15 protein-coding genes and 1 rRNA gene are annotated in these 17,797 nt (G+C 60.3%); 7 read left to right on the forward strand and 9 right to left on the reverse strand.

Annotated features, from left to right (window positions below):
- The 3 genes from JMY28_RS28095 to JMY28_RS28105 all read right to left on the reverse strand — a co-directional run.
- Positions 1-89 (reverse strand): 16S ribosomal RNA (locus JMY28_RS28095); the annotation flags it as partial.
- 915 nt (positions 90-1,004) lie between these two features.
- Positions 1,005-1,412: a c-type cytochrome gene (locus tag JMY28_RS28100; protein WP_236597080.1), complete on the reverse strand. Its 408-nt coding sequence runs from the start codon at positions 1,410-1,412 to the stop codon at positions 1,005-1,007.
- Positions 1,413-1,416: 4 nt separating this feature from the next.
- Positions 1,417-3,009, reverse strand: a complete 1,593-nt coding sequence (locus JMY28_RS28105; RefSeq protein WP_201699176.1) for an NAD(P)/FAD-dependent oxidoreductase — start codon at positions 3,007-3,009, stop codon at positions 1,417-1,419.
- A gap of 68 nt (positions 3,010-3,077) precedes the next feature.
- Between JMY28_RS28105 and JMY28_RS28110 the strand changes: the two genes are divergently transcribed.
- Entirely contained in the window at positions 3,078-3,275 is a 198-nt protein-coding gene (locus JMY28_RS28110; protein WP_201699177.1) for a hypothetical protein, read from the forward strand.
- Positions 3,276-3,696: 421 nt separating this feature from the next.
- Here JMY28_RS28110 and JMY28_RS28115 read toward each other — a convergent pair whose 3' ends face one another.
- Positions 3,697-4,044 carry a helix-turn-helix domain-containing protein gene (locus tag JMY28_RS28115; RefSeq protein WP_201699178.1) on the reverse strand — a complete coding sequence of 116 codons (348 nt, stop codon included), beginning with the start codon at positions 4,042-4,044 and terminating at the stop codon, positions 3,697-3,699.
- A gap of 93 nt (positions 4,045-4,137) precedes the next feature.
- On the opposite strand from JMY28_RS28115, the gene JMY28_RS28120 reads away from it, so the two are divergent.
- Entirely contained in the window at positions 4,138-4,755 is a 618-nt protein-coding gene (locus tag JMY28_RS28120; protein WP_201699179.1) for a hypothetical protein, read from the forward strand.
- A 52-nt stretch (positions 4,756-4,807) separates the two neighbouring features.
- Here JMY28_RS28120 and JMY28_RS28125 read toward each other — a convergent pair whose 3' ends face one another.
- From JMY28_RS28125 to JMY28_RS28135, 3 genes are all read right to left on the reverse strand, one after another.
- A complete protein-coding gene (locus tag JMY28_RS28125; protein WP_201699180.1) occupies positions 4,808-5,356 on the reverse strand; it encodes a hypothetical protein in 549 nt (182 codons plus the stop codon).
- A gap of 242 nt (positions 5,357-5,598) precedes the next feature.
- Positions 5,599-7,161 (reverse strand): hybrid sensor histidine kinase/response regulator, encoded by a 1,563-nt coding sequence (locus tag JMY28_RS28130; RefSeq protein ID WP_201699181.1) that lies wholly within the window; start codon positions 7,159-7,161, stop codon positions 5,599-5,601.
- 93 nt (positions 7,162-7,254) lie between these two features.
- Entirely contained in the window at positions 7,255-7,884 is a 630-nt protein-coding gene (locus JMY28_RS28135; protein ID WP_201699182.1) for an MEDS domain-containing protein, read from the reverse strand.
- 442 nt (positions 7,885-8,326) lie between these two features.
- Between JMY28_RS28135 and JMY28_RS28140 the strand changes: the two genes are divergently transcribed.
- Positions 8,327-9,634 carry an NAD(P)-binding domain-containing protein gene (locus tag JMY28_RS28140; RefSeq protein WP_201699183.1) on the forward strand — a complete coding sequence of 436 codons (1,308 nt, stop codon included), beginning with the start codon at positions 8,327-8,329 and terminating at the stop codon, positions 9,632-9,634.
- Between the two features lie 215 nt (positions 9,635-9,849).
- On the opposite strand, the gene JMY28_RS28145 is transcribed toward JMY28_RS28140, so the two are convergent.
- A complete protein-coding gene (locus JMY28_RS28145) occupies positions 9,850-10,734 on the reverse strand; it encodes a bifunctional helix-turn-helix transcriptional regulator/GNAT family N-acetyltransferase (RefSeq protein WP_201699184.1) in 885 nt (294 codons plus the stop codon).
- A 617-nt stretch (positions 10,735-11,351) separates the two neighbouring features.
- Here JMY28_RS28145 and JMY28_RS28150 point away from each other — a divergent pair.
- From JMY28_RS28150 to JMY28_RS28165, 4 genes are read left to right on the forward strand one after another with little or no spacing between them, the layout of a single operon-like run.
- On the forward strand, positions 11,352-13,343 hold the full coding sequence (locus JMY28_RS28150) for an FUSC family protein (protein WP_201699185.1): 1,992 nt from the start codon (positions 11,352-11,354) through the stop codon (positions 13,341-13,343).
- Positions 13,340-13,612 carry a DUF1656 domain-containing protein gene (locus tag JMY28_RS28155; protein WP_201699186.1) on the forward strand — a complete coding sequence of 91 codons (273 nt, stop codon included), beginning with the start codon at positions 13,340-13,342 and terminating at the stop codon, positions 13,610-13,612. Before JMY28_RS28150 ends, JMY28_RS28155 begins: the two co-directional genes overlap by 4 nt.
- Before the next feature lie 7 nt (positions 13,613-13,619).
- Positions 13,620-14,588 (forward strand): efflux RND transporter periplasmic adaptor subunit, encoded by a 969-nt coding sequence (locus JMY28_RS28160; protein ID WP_201699187.1) that lies wholly within the window; start codon positions 13,620-13,622, stop codon positions 14,586-14,588.
- Positions 14,585-16,114, forward strand: coding sequence for an efflux transporter outer membrane subunit (locus JMY28_RS28165; RefSeq protein ID WP_201699188.1), 1,530 nt, complete (start codon positions 14,585-14,587; stop codon positions 16,112-16,114). Before JMY28_RS28160 ends, JMY28_RS28165 begins: the two co-directional genes overlap by 4 nt.
- Before the next feature lie 128 nt (positions 16,115-16,242).
- On the opposite strand, the gene JMY28_RS28170 is transcribed toward JMY28_RS28165, so the two are convergent.
- Positions 16,243-17,769 (reverse strand): CoA transferase, encoded by a 1,527-nt coding sequence (locus JMY28_RS28170; RefSeq protein WP_201699189.1) that lies wholly within the window; start codon positions 17,767-17,769, stop codon positions 16,243-16,245.
- Positions 17,770-17,797 lie beyond the last annotated feature (28 nt).

Here is a 17,797-nt window from a genome sequence, read left to right on the forward strand (position 1 = left end):
AGGTGCAAGCACCCGTGCTGCCGTTCGACTTGCATGTGTAAGGCATGCCGCCAGCGTTCAATCTGAGCCAGGATCAAACTCTTCAGTTTAAACCTGTTACTGTTTTCGGTTTCTCTCGAAACCGGTCGCTCACTCAAAGCTGACAGGTCATTGAATAAATTCAAAAACCTGACTTACTTTAGTGTGAGACTCTTGATACTTTTGCTGCTCCCGACTCTGCTCCGGAGAACAAGGTCAGGCCGCCACCGCATCAAGCGCCCACACTTATCGGCTGTAAATTTTTAAAGATCGCGTCACTCAAAACAGCGTTTCGCGTCGCTGTTTTTGCGCCCGTTCATCAGAAGGGAGGCGAATTATGCAGGCCCAAGGACCACTCGTCAAGAAAATCTGGAATATTTATTTCTGGGGCCGCTACACCGATTATGTGAGGAGAAATTTTCTGCGTCCCGAGGCGCGGGTGAACGCACTGAACACATAGCTTCATCGCGTCCGTACACTGGTGTTGCGCCATGAGCGGGAAGAATGTGAATCTCCCGAGGCATTCGGAATAGGTAGTGCTACATGAATAGGCGCAATCCGGATCGACCTTACTGGTATCGATGTCAGCGGTGCTGGCGCACCCGGCCAGAAGCACAGTCAGCAGTAACAGCGTTTTTTCATCGTGGCCACTCGCTTTTTTGTGACGCTGATGACATCAGGCGCTTCGGAGGCACGGCGCGATCTAACACCTGCTGCACGTCGTCCCGTGGCCTGCTCCGCCACTGACCGTCCAGGTCCGATGTAATCGGTGCCGAATTGACCGCATTTTCGCTTGCGCCTTGACGGCCCCGAACTCTTACGAACGCGGTCAGCACGCCGTCGAACTGGTCGGTGCGGGCGTTTGACGAACGACCGCTGTTCGATGCCGCCACCGCCAGCAACCCGCTGCCTGGTTGACGTCGGACCGTGCCCGGTCCAATGCCAGTTACGGCCAAGTATTCGCCAACGACTTCATATTGCTAAAGTCAGCGCAGGTTTTTAACCTGACTTGGCGTGACGCTCCCGGCAAATCGATTGCCGAAATGGGTTCTCGTGTAGTCAACGACAGCAGCGACCTGATCGTCATTCATCATGTCCCCAAACGATGGCATCCCCTTCCGGCCGTGCAGCACGTTGACGATGACATAGGGCGCTGCTTCGACTGCCGGATTGCCGGCCAGCGCCGGGTAGTGACCCGCGCCCTGTGCGCCTTTTCCATCGGGCATATGGCATCCCGCGCAGGTAGCGTTGTAAAGCGCTTCGCCGCTTTCCTCGGTGAAACGGTAGCCCGGCGAAATCGTGAAGGTGCGTGATGCGTCCTGCGCCACGGCCTGAGGCGAAACCATCGCCCCTCCCATCAGCAAGGCCGTCAGCATCACGGCGGGAATCAACATCGGCCTACCCATTGACGATTCTCCGATGCAACCGAGTGATCGCGTCCAGTGACGACAGCACGGCGCCTTCCTGCCATGCCGGGATATGGGAAGCGTGCTCTCCGGCAAGGACGATGCGTCCGTCGATCTGGCAGAGATTCGAGTAATGCGATTTCCTCAACGCATCCGTCCATGCGGCGAAGCAGCCGTTCGTGAACGGTGATCGGCTCCAGCTCATTGCGAAGCCGCTCTGGTACTCGCGCGCGTACTGCGGATGAATCTGGCTGCCCTGGCTCAACGCCACCGCGATCCGTTCCGCAGGGGGCAGCGCACCCATCTCGTAGCTGGCGGGCCCCCACATGTAGGCGCCGAGCAGCACCACGGGACCCGTTGATCCGTAACCCGTCGCCGGATAGCCAATCGTCGAGATTGGCAGGTCGGTATATGTGATGCCGCCGTAGATCTGCTCGTCTTCTTCCCAGAATCGACGTCCGAATTGCAAACCGATTTTCACCGATGTCTCGTACGGCACCGCATCGATCGCGGCGCGCATGGCCGGCCCAACCGCAATGTCGATCTGACTCAGGATCGAAAGCGGGATGGTGCACACCAGCCAATCCGCGTGTGCGTTCCGTTCGGTCCGGGCGGACGTATCGGTATAGCGCACTGTGACGCCTCGCTCGTCCTGCGAGATGGCCGTGACTCTGGCGTTGAACACTACGGCGCTCGCGACCTCCGAATAAAGCGCATGGGCAATCCTGTCCATGCCGCCCACGGGCTGGAACATGGTGCTCTGGAAGTCCAGCTCGTTACCCGACGACAGCCATTGCCACAAACGCGACGCAAGCAAGGCGTCCCGCTGGAGCAGATTCGATGGCACGGCCTCTGGCATCAGCCCACCGCCAGGCGCGGTCGCGAATCCGCGACGTCCACTGCTTCGCTGGGCCGCCTGATAGCGACCATTCCGATCGAGCGCGCCCCACCGTCGCAGGGATTCGAGTAGCAGATCCGCATCTTCGACTGACAACGCATCATCGAGTGCGTCCTTGTGGATCGCTTTGGATAGCAGCTCGGCGATATAGCCTTGATAGTCGGTCTGCACCGCACGAAATCGTTGCGGCTTGCCACCGAAGGCCTCCGTCGAATGCAGGTATGCGTTGTAATTGACCTGAATGAACGGCTCCAACGGCACCCTAAGGCGTCTTGCGTAGTCGAGTACGCCCTCGTGGTGATACGGAATGCGCCACGGCCCCGGGTTCAGATAAAGCCCGTCAGCGAAATCGCAGTACTGTGTGGCACCGCCAAGCTCTGTATAGCGATCACCGCCCCTGACGGTCCATGCGCGGCCGCCCACGCGGTCGTTGTACTCGAGCACCTGCACCTGGTAGCCCGCGTTCCTCAACTCAAAGGCAGCGACGAGGCCAGCCATGCCCGCTCCGAGCACGAGAATTCGCGTTCCTTTGGGCGCGCCATCAAGTTTGACCGGTCCGGCATAGGTCGAGGGAGCGGCGAACCCAAGTGTGCCCATGCCTTGCATCATGGCGGCCACGCCGAGGTTCCTGCCGATCAGCGTCAGCAGGTGCCGGCGGCTCATCGCTTTTGCGGTCATTCTCGACATAAGGACGTGGTGCCCCGACTGGAGAGATACGATGGCGAACGGAAATCAGATGGCCGGCATTTTCCTTCATGGTCGGCGTGCTGAAAGACACGCAGCTGGCAGGCGAAAGCTCCTCGCTGGTTTCCGGCGTGGCCGAGAATCCGAAGCTGTTCCCGCGCCACTCGTCGCTCAAGGACGTGGTTTCGTCTGTCTCGTCTCAGGCGAGCAATAAAAAGCATGATTCAAGGTTCTGCACTAACTATTGCCGGCTTGCGCAGAACCTCTGAGCACATCATGCCAATAAATCACATCTCTGTTCTACAGCGCTTTTCCAGGCACAAACCGATTGCGCCGGCGGTACGCTCTTCGCTGAATCCGTGCTGCAACGTCTGATGCATCGGTGCTTCTAATTCCGGCCGATTCAAACGGGGGTGGCACCTTGCGTACATCGGAACATCCCGGCGACGTAGATACATCGAGGTAGCCGACGAGATGCAACGAGCCGCTGTCGAACTGGTGTAACGGCCGGTTAGCCAGCCTGCAAACAAGTTGTCGCTAAAGATACCCCAATGCGTGCGGCGGAGGTGGTGGGCAATCCAACTGGATGTGGACGGGGGGGGGCCTCGCTCGGCGGCTGCCCAAGCCATACGGTCGGCAGAGAGATCCGACTATCGGATCTTGTCGGTTACGCCGACAGTTCCGGAAATCCTAAGGCCCCTTTGCAGCCTTCGCGAAGGCCTCGGCAAGTCTGTCGAAATGCTTGAGCGCGGCAGGCGTGAGTTCGATCTGCTTGCGCCGGGCATCTTCGGTATCGGAGAGCGTCAGCCAGCCCTTTTCCCGCATCGACGTGATGCGGGCGTGAAGCGTGGCGGGCGAGCCAATCTCGCTTTGTGCCATCATGTCGCGAACCGAAAGGCGATTGCTTTTTTGCGTCGTGCGCGCAACGAATTCCAGGATCTTCTCTTCGAGCGGATCGAGCGCAGGCAGCGCAGGCAAGCCGCGCAGAGCTTCGGTGAGTTGCAGGAATCGAAGATAGATGTCAGCTGGACGTGTCATGATTTGCGCACCGTTCAGGGTGGGGTCCGCTCGGCGAATCTCCGGCTAGCTAATGCGGCGAATTAAAACGAACAGTAAGAGGATTGTACCGCCATGGGGAGCTTACGTTTACATTTCTGGTCGATAACAGGTACCGTAGCCGCGTTTCTGGCGTCGCTGTGGATCAATCAGGCGGTTTTCGCGGGGACTTCGTTTGTACAAGGTATCAACTGGATATATCTCCCGTCAGGAGTCCGGCTTCTGAGCACGTTGCTGGTTGGGTTTGACGGGTTTATCGGGCTGCTGGTTGCCGGTCTCCTGGTCGACTTTCTTTACTGGTTTCCGCACGACCCGGTTCGCGCAATAGCGGGTGCCGTTCTAGGTTCGCTCGCGCCCTATCTGGTTTACAGGCTGGCCCTGGAGCGCTACGACCTGAAGGCTTCGTTGACGAATCTCACCCCGACGCGACTTCTCCTGTTAGCGGTCGCGTATTCAATTGCGAATCCACTGTTGCATCACCTCTGGTTCGCGTTGCAAGGGAATACGCAGAACATTGTTGAAAGCTTCTTCATGATGTTCGCGGGCGATCTGGGCGGCGCGTTGATCATGTTGTATATGATCAAGGGCATCCTCGCTCTCCTGCCAACACAGCCTAACCGTTCTCGCATGACGGATGGCATGTTCCGCGTACGCGTCGCATTGGACAGCGCCTACAACAACCAGTTGCGGTAATGCGAGGACACGCCGCGCGGCGCCTTCGCTGATGGACGCATCTGACTGTGCATTAGATGGTGCGCGTTGGCGGCAGCGCGCCCAGGCGATCGTGAAAGTCCAGCCAGTCAATGGCGAGCAACGGGATCGTTAGATCGCCGCGTGTCGTGTACGAGAAAAATCGCATCCAGCCGTCAATGAAGATATGCCGACCCGGGCGAAGCAAACAGGGCGGCCGCGCCATCAACGGGGGCGCAATGTTCTGCATGTGCTCGATCAGGTTTAGACGCAATCCAGTGACGCCGTCGGGCAGCAAAATCCGCTCGCCCTTCTGTTTCCCAAGGTAATCCTCAACGGCCTCACATACGGATTGCGTGCGTAACTCAATGAAGGACACACGGACGTCATCGAGGGTCGCGCAAGCCATTGCTTGTTCCGCTGCGTCGATGCACGTGCGCCGCAGTGCCACCGACCTGGCGTAGTCAGGCAGCGCCCGGAACGTTGTCTCGCCGCTACCCAGCGCTTCTTGAAAGATTGGATAGCACGCGAGCCATGGACCCGGAGCACGATCAATCGGCTCGCGTGCAAAGGCCAACCGACAGTTGCGGAAGACGCTCTCCATGCCGTCATGTTCTCTCAGGTTAATCGTTATAAAAACTATATCGATAAGAACGCAAGCGCGCAAGAGTCGGATGGTCACACGCGTGTACATTCCCACGCTATCACTGCCTGCCAGTTGAACAACCTGCTGTGCCATCTGATCGATAGCTTGTCTGGCGCCGGGCCGAATTGCAGCCCCAAGCAGCCGTTCACACGCATCGCCGCTCGGACATTCAAACGTCGGGGTCGGCCTGTAACCCGCCACTACGTCGCTGGCTTCCGGTCGTCTCTTAGCGCATCAACCAGATCCATCAGAGCCACCGGCTTCACAAAATGCCGTTCAAAGCCCGCTGCGTGCGAGCGCTTCAGATCCTCTGCGTGGCCGTAACCGCTAAGCGCGAACAGCCGAAGTCCTGCGTGTTGTGATTGCGCCCGAAGGGCAGCCGCCAGTTCATATCCATCCATTCCCGGTAACCCGATGTCGAGAATAGCAACGTCAGGCCGAAACTGGGCGGCTAGATCCAATGCCTGCAGAGGATCGAACGCCGTCGCAACGTCGAATCCGACGTCAGTCAGAAAGGCTTCCATGGAAACCAAACCATCCAGATTGTCGTCAACCAGCAGAACACGCGCCCCCGATCGATCTGGCAGAGCTTCTGGAATCTGGAGCTTTTGAGGAAACGCACGGGCGACCTCTTCGCCGGATGCGAGCGGCAACGTCACCGTGAACGTTGCGCCTTTTCCGGCACCCTCGCTTGAGGCAGAAACGGTGCCTCCGTGCAGTTCGACCATATTCCGGACGAGCGCCAGGCCAATACCCAATCCCCCCTTCGAACGATCGATCGTAGTACGTCCCTGCTCAAAAATCCTGAACAGCCGTGGCATCAAATCGGCACTGATACCGGCACCGTTGTCGGAGATGGATACGGTGATGTGGCTATCACTGGTTCGAGCGTTCACCCGGATTTCTCCCCCTACGTCGGTATATTTAGCGGCATTGTTCAGCAGGTTACTGAAGGTCTGAGTCAGTCGTGTCAGATCGCCATAAATCCGGGCACCGTCGTCAGCTATCGCAATCGATAGCCGCTGCTGACGTTGCTCCACAAGCGGACTTGCGCTCTCCACCGCTCGCGTAATGATCGAGCCAATCCGTAGGCTTTCGCGCGTGAGCTCTATCTTGCCGCGAGTGATCCGGCTGACATCCAGCAGATCTTCGACAAGGCGTGACAGATGGGCGACCTGCCGCTCCAGAATCTCGTGGTACTTGTCGGCCACGCCGCCATTTTCACGCCGGATCAGGCCCAGCGCAGTCGAGATGGGTGCTAGTGGATTGCGCAGTTCGTGACCGAGCATCGCGAGAAACTCGTCTTTCGATCGGTTTGCCTCTTCCCGCTCGTGCGCCGCCCGTGCGGCGAGGATACCGGTGGCCGCCTGAGACGTGGCGGCCCGCAGAAAGGCAATCTGGTTGACAGTCGGGAAAGTCGGCGCCAAAGCGCCAAACCAGATGCTGCCCTGCCCTGCACTAAAACCCATACTGAGCCGGATTATTCTCGCCCGTCCAAGCGGGGTGTCACACAGATTGACCCCGGTGCCGATGGGAAGGTGATGCCATCCCGCAACGGCATCCCGCCAACTTTCCATGCCGTCCGCGCTGACTGGCGTGCCGCACACTCGCATTTGCACGAGCGCGGGGGTCCGGGGAAGCAATGGGACGTCTACATAGCAAATGTCCAGAGGAACAATGCGCTCGATTGCCTGCGTCATCAGTCCGACGATCGCAGCACCGTCTCGCCCCGGCCAAAGCGCTGGAAGCGCCAGCAGACCCATGAGGTCTCTTAGCGCGCTTTCAGGGCTCTGATCTTCGTACCTATCGCCGCTCATTTGGCCTGTTTTTTTCGCTCAGATCAGCGCGTTACCGCATTACGCGGCTGCCCGCATTTTGCGAGACTCCAACTCCTTCAGCATCTCCGAGGGTGGGATAAAGAAGGGATTTTCCTGCACGACTCCATTGATGAGTGTAAGTGGGTGCGTACGCAAGACGTCCATGAGCATGGCACCGGAGAGCTTGGCCATATCGTAGACGCACACGGCGGGTTGCCGGTTACGCTCGATGATCTCGTTCACCTGGGCTTCGTATTCGATCAGTTCGGGCGCGGTGGAAACGTCCTCGAACGCCCAGTCCATATTTCCCATGATGCGAAGCCGGGAGAAGCCCGCGTCCCGTCCGGTCCCGGTGAGACGATCCACCATATCCAGCATGCGTTGCTTGTCGAACTTGCCCTCGTCGTCGAGGTAGGCCTCCGGCCAGGTTACCACTTCCAGCTGGCCACACGCCTCGCATTCGTGGGTATCGATACCAGAGGCCTGCAGCCTTGCCCGGTGGTCATCGACGAGAGCAGGGTCGACGATATGGAAATTCTTTTCCCCGGCTTCCACTGCCTGCCGGTAGTACGGAAGCAGCGCCTCATATTCCTGTTCGCGGCTGTCGAAGAACGCACAAACGTGATAGGCGTCCATCAGGGTGCCTGCAATAGCGATGCGATTGTCCATTGAAATCCCCAAGGGGGCTACAGGTTGATAGGCACGGGCGCCAGTGAGAACTTCGCCGGAACGGGAACTGCAACAGCTTTGCATTCTATGGCATTGGTGCGAGTTCAAGATATTGCTAAACCCTGCGTGCCCGCGACGGCGCGGACCTGTTCGGACCGCGCTTTCCGACTGCAAGAATGGCAACGCAAGTCTGATCGCTTCGAAACAATGATCCACCCGGGCCTCCACGTCTAACCGCCGTAACGCTTCATACCCCTTCCTGTGAACGGAAACGTGCTGTCCCCAATTAAAACGGGAAGGATCCTCAAATTCAGCAGCGGCCGCCTATACTTTTCAGGAATATTTCGTGCAACCCTAATAGGCCCAACACTTCGTATGAGGAACACATCATGCGTGGGTCGGGATCGGTTCGCCTCACCTTACAACAGCATATGCCACGTCCATGACCACAGGTTCCGATCTCGATCTGGTTATCGTGGGCGGTGGCATCGGCGGTGTCATCTGCCTGAAGTACGCCAAAGACGCTGGGCTCAAGACCGTGCTCCTGGAGCGCCGTGAGCGTGTCGGCGGGCTGTGGCGCGATCTTCCCTCGTGGCAGGACATTCAGTTTCGCAAGGAAGACTGGACGCTCGGCAATGTTCCGCTGTCCGATGAAAGGCAGCCGGGTATTTTGCGCAACATCGAAGCCTGGGTCGAACGGTTCGATCTCGCGCCTCAAGTCGTCGTCAATGCACCGGTCACGAGCGCACAGTCCTGCGAAGGCGGCTGGCAAGTGACAACAGACGGAGCCTCGTATCAATCGAGGTGGCTCATCGCTGCCACAGGGGGACACAATCGCCCGGTCGTTCCGCAGGTCGAGCGCAATGATTCGTCCATCGACGAATATCACTCATTCGATCTGCGCAATCCGGACGAGTTGAGAGGCAAGCGCGTCACGGTTGTGGGCGGCGGCGCATCAGCATACGACCTGCTGGACTTGTGCTTCACATACGAGGCGAGCAGCATCACGTGGGTCTATCGTTCCACGAAGTGGATGCGCCCGACGCGCCAGCTCAAATATCTCGGGACTGACATACGCCTGCTGGCGAAATACCAGATGCTTGGTCTTTCCACAAACGCGATGAACCGCCGCATCAACGAGGACCTGCGGGCAAGGTACAAGAAGGCCGGAATCACGGAGATCATGCCGGAGGGCGACTTCGACATCCGTCGCGACCAGCTCATTCCGGGCCGGCCAGGCATGATCCGGAATTTCCGCAGCATCGAGCGCCACCGCGGTGAAGTGCAGTCCGTCCACGGCAAGACGATGCGCCTCTCGAACGGTGAAGAGATCGGATCGGACCTGCTGCTTTGGGGAACCGGGTACGCCATGGAGCTTGGCTATCTGGGTCTGGATTCGCTCACACAGGCAGGGAGGCTCAATGAGATCTCCGCTCGCTGCTACTCCGTTTTTCGCTCAGGCGACGCCCCCAACCTCTTTCTCCTGGCACCCGGCGTGCTTGAGACAAATACCTCGACACCTTGGGCCTACGCCCATGTGGCGAGGTCGATCATGTCCCACATCGCAGGCACCTCCGTCTTTGTGCGCCCGCCGGTCGATGCTCTCACCAATCATTACGACCTCGTCAAGATGTTGGCGCCGCACGACCGGCAGAACTACCCGTTCGGGCTGTGGTACCTCAAGTATCTTTGGCTCGCGATATTCCAACCAAAGGCGAAAGCGATGCCCATTCCTGAACTACACCGCTGATCGCCGGCCGAGACGTGCCGGCTACTCAATGGGTTCGCTTGCCGTGTATTCTCAAACCACCGCGCGGTACACAGCGTTCTGGGCAACACGCATGACGGCCGTTGTCCGGTCACTATCGGTCGCTCGGGAACGCCGCAGCGAACTCACACTCGCAACTCACAAGAGACGATCATCAGCGACAGACGAAACTCCGCGGTGCCAGGCGTTACGTCCGCTCACACCAGTCGCTTTTCAAACCAGTGATGGGCATAGGGTTCCGCGCTGAACGCGTCGACTTCGATGTATCCAGATTGCCGGTATAGCGAAATCGCTTCGCGCAGAGCGCGATTTGTTTCCAGCCGAATCACGCGCGCTTTGGCCTGCCGAGCGCGCTTCTCCGCCTCAACAATCAACCGGCGGCCTACACCCATACCCCGAGCGGTGGGACTCACCCACATTCTCTTGAGCTCAGCCGGAGACTTCTTGTGAAACTTCAGCGCGACGCAGCCTATCGGGCTTCCATGGAGCCTCGCGACGATCAACGCGCCTAGCGGCGCCGTCAGTTCGTGAGCATCTGCAGACAAGCTCATAGCCGGGTCGAATCCTGCCTCAAAGCGCTCGTTGAGCTCACCGAAGTATTGTTCAAAGCACCACTGCGCGTCATCGCTATCCGGCTTCTCAAGCGCAAATTGCACAAGCGATGCCTGGAGCAAACGCTCAACCTCAGACATGGCTGCGACCAGTCTCCGTCGCTGCTCATCGCCGAGCGGTTCGAGCGCACGTAAAGCGACTGCGTCGGAGAGCCGTTCGAGTTCGGCCCTTTCCATGAGCCCTTCCTCAGTCAGGCAAGCCCGGCGTACGCGGCGGTCGTTCGAATGAGTGAGGACGGCAACAAGGTTTTGTCGCTCAAGAGACGCCAAGGTCCGGCTGACATAACCTGAATCCAGGTTTAGCCGCGCGCGAAGCGCGCGAATATCCGCACCTTCGACACCGATCTCCCATAGCAGGCGTGATTCACCCATCGGGCGGCCTCGCCCGAGGAAATGATCGTCGATGGCGCCAATACTTTCGGCGACGATACGGTTAAAGCGACGAATCTGAAGAATGTCGGCTGCGCTCATATCTCTGACTTTAGTCAGAGATATGGCTCCCGTCAACATGGAATCGACGGTTGCTGTGCTGCCCCCAAACGACAGGCGCGGTTGCGACAACAAGTGGTCAACGCTTCACAGCACGACGTGCGCTCGCACCGGGAGGATGACAAAGCTTCACAAGATTGCCTCGGAGAGCCTGGCTGGCGATCACGGACGCCCGACAGCAATATAAAGGCGCCTCAGTTTCTTAGCTTTCCTACACAACAAACGACCTTATGACTCAACTATGACATTCGAGACGTGCTGACTGAGACACGACCGCCCCTGGGGACGTGACAGCCCCCTTCTGTCCCTTCGCAGGGTCAGCCTTGAATATCGCGACTTATTTGACAATAACCAAGATACGTATTTTTAAGATGCAATTCGATTAATTATAATTATTAATCAAAATGTTGCGCAAATAGTCCGTTCAAATATTGTTGAACATCCAGCTCCGCTTTTTATCGATGCCTGACTCTGGTTAGCGGACTGTCGAATGGAATCGATGCAATCCACGAACGGTCCTTGCATTGCAAAACGCGTGTATTCGGAATCGAGAGAACACAGCGCACCTCGTATAAATCAAATCCCGCATTCCGGTATCCATGAATAGCCACTTCACTGGTAGTTCTTTCTTCTTTTCCCTCAAGACATATCTCGCGGCCATCCTCGCGCTAGGCATCGCATTCTGGCAAAGCCTGCAATTCCCCTACTGGGCGATGATGTGCGTCTACATCCTCGCCCAGTCGCAATCGGGCCGACTGCGCCTGAAGGGCCTGCACATGGTTCTGGGCAGCCTGATCGGCGGAACACTGGGTGTCGCGGCCTCGATCATGTTCGCCACCTCGCTTGCAGCGATCATGGTTGCGCTGACACTCATGCTGATGGGGGGAATCTACCTTGCCGACCGGCATCGGCGCTCCAACTTCTATGTGTTTCTGCTGAGCGGCATTACGTGTCTGCTCGTGGCGATGCCGGGCGTCGCGACGCCCGACACCGCATTCCCGCGCGCGATCGACCGCATTGAGGATGTCGTGGTCGGCGTGTTCTCACTGATCTTCGTCGATGCCCTGCTCTTTGCGCACGACGGTTTCGCGAACGCGTCCGCAATCACCCACAAGTGGCTCGGCAGCATGCGCGAGGTCGCCGTGAGCGTCTTGCGCGGCCAGCCAGTCGATGACCGCTTGCAGACCGGAATCATCCAGGAAACCCTTCAACTGACACCGCTTGGCGACGGCATGAGCTGTGAAGGATCGAGCTACGGCTGGGAGCGTACCCGCGCGCTCATGTCCGCGCTGACAAACGGCGTCCGGCTCGTGCCGGTGCTCTCGTCGATGGTCGACTTCGACCGCGCGTTCGGCAGCGCGGCGGCACACCCGGACGACATCGGCACGCGCGAACAACTCGCACAATGGATCGAGGCGGGCTGCCCCGACGATGACCGCTCGGCCGTGCTGCGCATGCGCCTGCGTCCGGCCGTCGCCATTCTGGCAGGCGATCGCGCCGCTGCCGTCAGGCTCTGCTACCGGCGCTACCTGCGAGGCATCTACGCAGGCTGCCGTCAAATGCATCGCGCCTTCGCGCAGTTCGATCTGCCAGCGCCCGGACACATCCACGTGCCGGCCGGCGCACGCATGACACCCGCGACCTTCGCGCAGGTCAACTGGGCTTTCGCGTTGCGCGGCGCGCTGTGCGTGGGCCTGCATATGGCCCTGCTCGGCGCGCTTTGGGATGCGACGGGCTGGGACACGACGATGGCGTTCGGCATGCTGTTGAGCGCGATCTTCGTCTCTATTGCGACATTGACGAGCGCCCCGCTGGCGCTGCTGAAAGTCGTCGCAAGAATCACCGGTATCGCGATGGCGATCGTCGCGCTCTATGTGCTCGTGGTGCTGCCGGCCGTCGATTCGTTTTTCATGCTCGCGCTGGCGCTCCTGCCCGCCCTCTTTCTGCTTGGTTTCCAGATTCTCAAGCAAGGCGGCGTGCTGTTCGCGGTGCTGCCCATGGCGATGCTGCGCATCGGCGCCGACGGCGCGGGCACCACGCCCGATGCGCTGCTCGGCAGTGTGATTGCGATGTATCTCGGCATTGCGGTCGCGATGATCGTCAATATTCTGATTCCCCCGCCGTCTACCGCTGCTTCGGTGCGATGGCTCATGAAGTCGAGCGTGCGCGGCATGACGCGAATTGACGATCGCCATGGCGCCGATGCGCGCAACTACGCGTGGCACACACTCGACCGCTTCATGGTCATCCAGACGCGCAGGCCGGTGCTCGAAGGCGCATTCCAGAAAGACCCGGGGATGCAGACCTTGCGTGCGCTGCGAATCGGCATGGGAATGGGCACATTGCGCCGCTGGGCCGGCACGACGGCCGAACGGTGCACGATCGTCTCGGCACTCGCGCATACGCTGCGTGAGCGCCTGGGCGCAGGCAGTACCCCGATTGCCGCGCCGCCGCTTTCTTACACGCTCGACCCCGTGCTGAGCCACGCCGCGAGCGCACCGCGCGCAAACGCCCAGGCCTTGCGCGCGCTGCTTGAGATGCGTGTTGCGCTTGACGCTTTCAGCCGGCCAGTTGATGGGGCATTCCGATGATGAACATGACTTCGGATATCGATCTATTCGGCGTCTACATTCCGCCGCTTGTCTTTGCCGCTGTCGCTGCGCTCGCCGTGCTCTTCATCCTGCGGCGCGGGCTCGATCACGTGCGGTTCTATCAGCTGATCGCCCTGCGCGACGTCTTCGACCTCGCCCTTTATTTCGTCATTCTCGCCGCACTGCTGTATCTGTTCGGCGGCCCGACGCTCACTCCCTTGTTCGGCGCGCTGCAAGATGCACAGTGGCGCCCGGCCACAACGACCTGAGAACCTCATGAGCTGGATTCGCCGAATCACCCGTGTTGCAACGATGGCCGCCGCCATCATCGGCGCGCTCTGCGCCATCTGGTACATCTGGACTTACTACGCGCTGGACCCCCGCACCCGCAACGGCCACGTGAGGGCCGACATCATCGGCGTCACCTCGGACGTGAGCGGCATCATCACGAGCGTGAAGGTCGCGGCTGACCAGCACGTGAACAAGGGGGACCTGCTATTCCAGGTGGATACCAGGCGCTTCACGATCGCGATCGAACGCGCACGCGCGAACCTCGAAAGCGCACAGGCCGCGCTCGATTACGCGCAGCAACAGGCAAGCCGCAACCGGGGGTTGCGAGGGCTTGTCGCACAGCAGGCCATCGACCAGTCGGACAGCGAATTGCGCAACGCGCGAGCGGCGGTTGACCAGGCGCGCGCAGCGCTTGCGTCGGCCGACCTCGATCTCGAGCGCTCGAGCGTGCGCGCGCCGGCAAGCGGCATCGTCTCTTACGTGGACCTGCGGCCGGGCGCCTTCGCAACACCCGGGCAGGGCATGATGGCGCTCGTCGACCAGGATTCATTGCGCGTCGAGGGCTATTTCCAGGAGACGCGTCTCAGGCATGTGCATGTGGGCGACCGCGCGCAGGTGCAGTTGATGGGCGACGACAGGCTGCTCTATGGCCGCGTCGCGAGTATCACGGGTGCGGTGAACGATTCGGATACGAACATCGGTCGCAACCTGTTGCCGAGTATCAACCCCAACTTCGCCTGGGTACGGCTCGCACAACGTATTCCCGTGCGCGTGAAGCTCGACCCTCAATGCATGAGCGACGCACTGGTCCCTGGACGCACGGCGACGGTCGTGATCCTCGGTGCGGACCATCGGGGCAACGCGATTCCCACGTGTACGGGCGCAGCGGGTGCGCTGGGTGCGAGCGGCGCCGCCATCCCGGCCGCGTCCGTGCAGGCGGGAGTCGCATCGTGAGCACCGCCCGCCTTGCGCTGCGGCACGCCGCCCTCGCCGCAACGTGCGCGCTTGCGGGTGGCTGTTCGCTGCTGCCCCCCGTTGGTCCCGATTACCGTGCCCCCGACGCCATCTCCGCAACACTCGGCGCCGCACGCGACAAGGCGTTCTCTCCGCAATCGCCCCCTGGGCCGTGGTGGCAGCTTTACCGTGATCCCACGCTCGATAGTTACGTCACCGAGGCGCTGCGCGAGAACCGCGACCTGCGTGCGGCAGCAACGCGCATCGAGGCGATCCAGTCGATACTCGACCAGGCCAAAGCCGCGCAATCGCCCCAGACGGGCATCAACGTGAACGGCGGACGCCAGCGCAACTGGATCGACGGCTCTCCCACGCTGATGGTGTTCAACCTCATCAATGCCTCGATTGGCGCCTCTTATGAGCTTGATCTCTTCGGGCACGTGCGGCGCTCGATCGAATCCGCATCGGCGAGTGTCGAGGAGCAGCAGTTCGCGTTCGCCGCCACGCAAATCCGTGTCGCGGCCGGTACTGTTGCCGGTTACGTGGGTGCCTGCCAGGCCAATGCGGCGCTTGCCGCAGCCAGGCGCACTGTGCGGGTCGATGAAGACATGCTCGCCGCCACGCAGCGCCTCGCTGGACACGGCGCGACGAGCCAGCTCGACGTGACCCGCGCACAGGCCGAGCTCGAAAGCAGCCGCGCGCAATTGCCGGCGCTGGAGTCGCAACGCATGGCCGCACTCTATGCGCTCGCCGTCATGGTTGGCCGTCAGCCAGACAGCTATCCGATCCAGGCCGCGCAGTGCCAGGCGGCGCCGACGCTCACGCAGCCGCTGCCCGCCGGCGACGGCCTGGCGCTGCTGCGGCGGCGCCCGGACGTTGCGCAGGCAGAGCGAGCGCTGGCGTCCGCAACGGCCAATATCGGCGTGGCGACGGCCGACCTGTACCCGGAAGTCAGCCTGGGCGCATCGTTCGGCTTCAGTGGCTCGAACCTGAGCAACACGTTCAGCACGGCTGGCCGCACGTGGACGCTCGGCCCCGTCATCAATTGGACCTTCCCGAACGTCGCGGTTGCGAAGGCGAAGATCCGCGCGGCGGGCGCGAACGCCGACCAGGCGAAAGCCCTGTACGACAGCACCGTGCTCAACGCGCTCAAGGAAACGGAGACTACGCTCGACGCCTACGCGCGACAGCTCGATCAACACGCGCAGCTGCGCCAGGCCCGCAACCTCAGCCGCGCGGCGCTCGACCAGGCGACCCAGCTTCATCGGCGCGGTGCCGTACCCTATCTGGACGTGCTCATTGCACAAAAGTCGCTAGCGCAGGCCGAGCAGCAGTTCATCAGCGCGGCGGGCGCGGTGGCCGTCGATCAGGTCGCTGTGTTCTACGCGCTCGGCGGTGGCTGGGACGATGCGGCGCAACGCGCTGCGGATCACGCGAAAGCTGCCGCCGAGTCCCGATACAACGGAGCGCGTGCCGACAGCACCGACAATATCGGGGGCGCCGACGAGGCCCATGAACCGCGGTAGCGTCCCCGCCCACGCGGTGCGTTACGTGGACGCTGTCACATAACGGATACCGGATCGTGTACTGAGTCGAATTCCCGAGCCGTGCATCGCTGGGCAATAAAACCCCGGGGCTTCCGGGGTGTCTTGCGTCAATCGGCTTCCCACTCAGGCCGGCATGAATTCAGTGGCAGCAGTAAGTGCTTGTAACGCCCGGGCGAGCGGGTCATTTCCACTTGCTCCGCGATACCCTTGTAGAAACCCATCGGCGTGTTGGCCAGAATCGGATCGGGATCGACGTAAGCATGCTCGTCTTTCGAATTGGCGGTGGCCCGCGCGTATTTCTGATCGAATATGCCGAGCGACATCAGCCAGGAGACCGTGCGTGTCAGCGACACGCTGACTTTGTAGCTACCGCCCTCGACCGCACGCCGTTTGAGCGCCTGCATGATGCCGACCGTGCCGAGCCAGGCGGCCACGAAATCGCTGACAATGCCGATCTGCGGCGTCATGTGCGGAGTCTCGGAAGGACCGTCGGTTCCGCCCAGACTCTCGAGCCAATAAGGTCCGGTAAACGAACCGGTCGAGACATCGAAACCGACGCGTTTGGACCATGCTCCGCTCTCGCCATTGAAATAGACCGACGCGCAAATCAGGCCCGGGTGCTGCTTGCATAGCGTATCGGCGGTCAAGCCGTGCCGTTGCAAGAAACCGTTTCGACGATTCGAGAAGAAGATGTCCGCACCGGCCATCAACTTGTCGAACTGCTCGCGGTGCTCGGGTTTCCCGTTGAGATCGAGCATCGCCGAACGAATCCCCACGTTGGACGTGTAGTGAAAAAGCTTGTGCTCGTAGTCGTTCGGGCGCCAGATGTTGAGAACGTCCGCGCCATGCAGCGCCAGCGCGCGGCCCATACCGGCGCCCGCGATGACGTGGCCCAGCCCGAGCGCCCGAATGCCGCCGAGCGCGTCGCCATGTGACTGAAACGGCATGGGATCGCTGTCCGCCACTTTCTCGATGGAAATCAGGGGCGTTTCCTTGATGACCTGTTGAAAGAGGTCGAGTGAGAGAAATTCCTCGGGGCTGCGCAGAACATGCATAGGCACGCCGATGTCCTCGGCTGCCTGCTCCAGAGCGAATGACTCCCACCTGGCGATGGACTCGCTCACGAATGCATCGCCAGGCGGGCATTGGAGCAATTGCAGGGCCTTGTTGCGCAGCACTGGGTAGTTGCAGGTCAGGTAAATCCAGCGGCCGTCCTTGCACTTGTGAAAGCCCCCACGTACGCCGGAGCCCACTTCGGAATCCATAGCACCCGGAAACCCGTTGACCGTCTCCAGATACCCTTCGTAAAACGTCGCGAAACGTCGCAGTGCCTTGCGGACATCGACGTGAATGTTTTGCGGCTGGCCGGTTTTCATTTTCCAGATGGCCGCAACTTGCGCGGCCTTCGCGGCGAGTCCAATGGCCGAAAAAGCGCCGTACCGCAATACGCTCGGGACGATGGGGTCCTGGCCGTAAAACGATAGTTCACCGCCGAACTCAGTCAGCGAAGCCCCGACACCGTTCAGTACGGCTTCGGTCTCCGCTTTGATATCGAAGTTATTTTCCTGATCGGTGGCAATGCGGTTCTTGAGGCTGCCGCGAATTCTGTCTTCCAGATTGATTGCTTCTTTCATTGCTTAACTCTACAAACACGTAAATTGA

This window comes from Paraburkholderia hiiakae (genome assembly GCF_904848665.1).
In the GTDB taxonomy this organism is placed as follows: Bacteria; Pseudomonadota; Gammaproteobacteria; order Burkholderiales; family Burkholderiaceae; genus Paraburkholderia; species Paraburkholderia hiiakae.

What these genes read in the sequence shown, in the direction of transcription:
- JMY28_RS28120 (WP_201699179.1), top strand. Translation starts at nt 4,138, where the DNA reads ATGGGGAGCTTACGTTTACATTTCTGGTCGATAACAGGTACCGTAGCC.
- JMY28_RS28155 (WP_201699186.1), top strand. Translation starts at nt 13,340, where the DNA reads ATGATGAACATGACTTCGGATATCGATCTATTCGGCGTCTACATTCCG.
- JMY28_RS28125 (WP_201699180.1), bottom strand. Translation starts at nt 5,356, where the DNA reads ATGGAGAGCGTCTTCCGCAACTGTCGGTTGGCCTTTGCACGCGAGCCG.
- JMY28_RS28115 (WP_201699178.1), bottom strand. Translation starts at nt 4,044, where the DNA reads ATGACACGTCCAGCTGACATCTATCTTCGATTCCTGCAACTCACCGAA.
- JMY28_RS28110 (WP_201699177.1), top strand. Translation starts at nt 3,078, where the DNA reads ATGGTCGGCGTGCTGAAAGACACGCAGCTGGCAGGCGAAAGCTCCTCG.
- JMY28_RS28160 (WP_201699187.1), top strand. Translation starts at nt 13,620, where the DNA reads ATGAGCTGGATTCGCCGAATCACCCGTGTTGCAACGATGGCCGCCGCC.
- JMY28_RS28105 (WP_201699176.1), bottom strand. Translation starts at nt 3,009, where the DNA reads ATGTCGAGAATGACCGCAAAAGCGATGAGCCGCCGGCACCTGCTGACG.
- JMY28_RS28130 (WP_201699181.1), bottom strand. Translation starts at nt 7,161, where the DNA reads ATGGGTCTGCTGGCGCTTCCAGCGCTTTGGCCGGGGCGAGACGGTGCT.
- JMY28_RS28140 (WP_201699183.1), top strand. Translation starts at nt 8,327, where the DNA reads ATGACCACAGGTTCCGATCTCGATCTGGTTATCGTGGGCGGTGGCATC.
- JMY28_RS28145 (WP_201699184.1), bottom strand. Translation starts at nt 10,734, where the DNA reads ATGAGCGCAGCCGACATTCTTCAGATTCGTCGCTTTAACCGTATCGTC.
- JMY28_RS28100 (WP_236597080.1), bottom strand. Translation starts at nt 1,412, where the DNA reads ATGTTGATTCCCGCCGTGATGCTGACGGCCTTGCTGATGGGAGGGGCG.
- JMY28_RS28170 (WP_201699189.1), bottom strand. Translation starts at nt 17,769, where the DNA reads ATGAAAGAAGCAATCAATCTGGAAGACAGAATTCGCGGCAGCCTCAAG.
- JMY28_RS28135 (WP_201699182.1), bottom strand. Translation starts at nt 7,884, where the DNA reads ATGGACAATCGCATCGCTATTGCAGGCACCCTGATGGACGCCTATCAC.
- JMY28_RS28150 (WP_201699185.1), top strand. Translation starts at nt 11,352, where the DNA reads ATGAATAGCCACTTCACTGGTAGTTCTTTCTTCTTTTCCCTCAAGACA.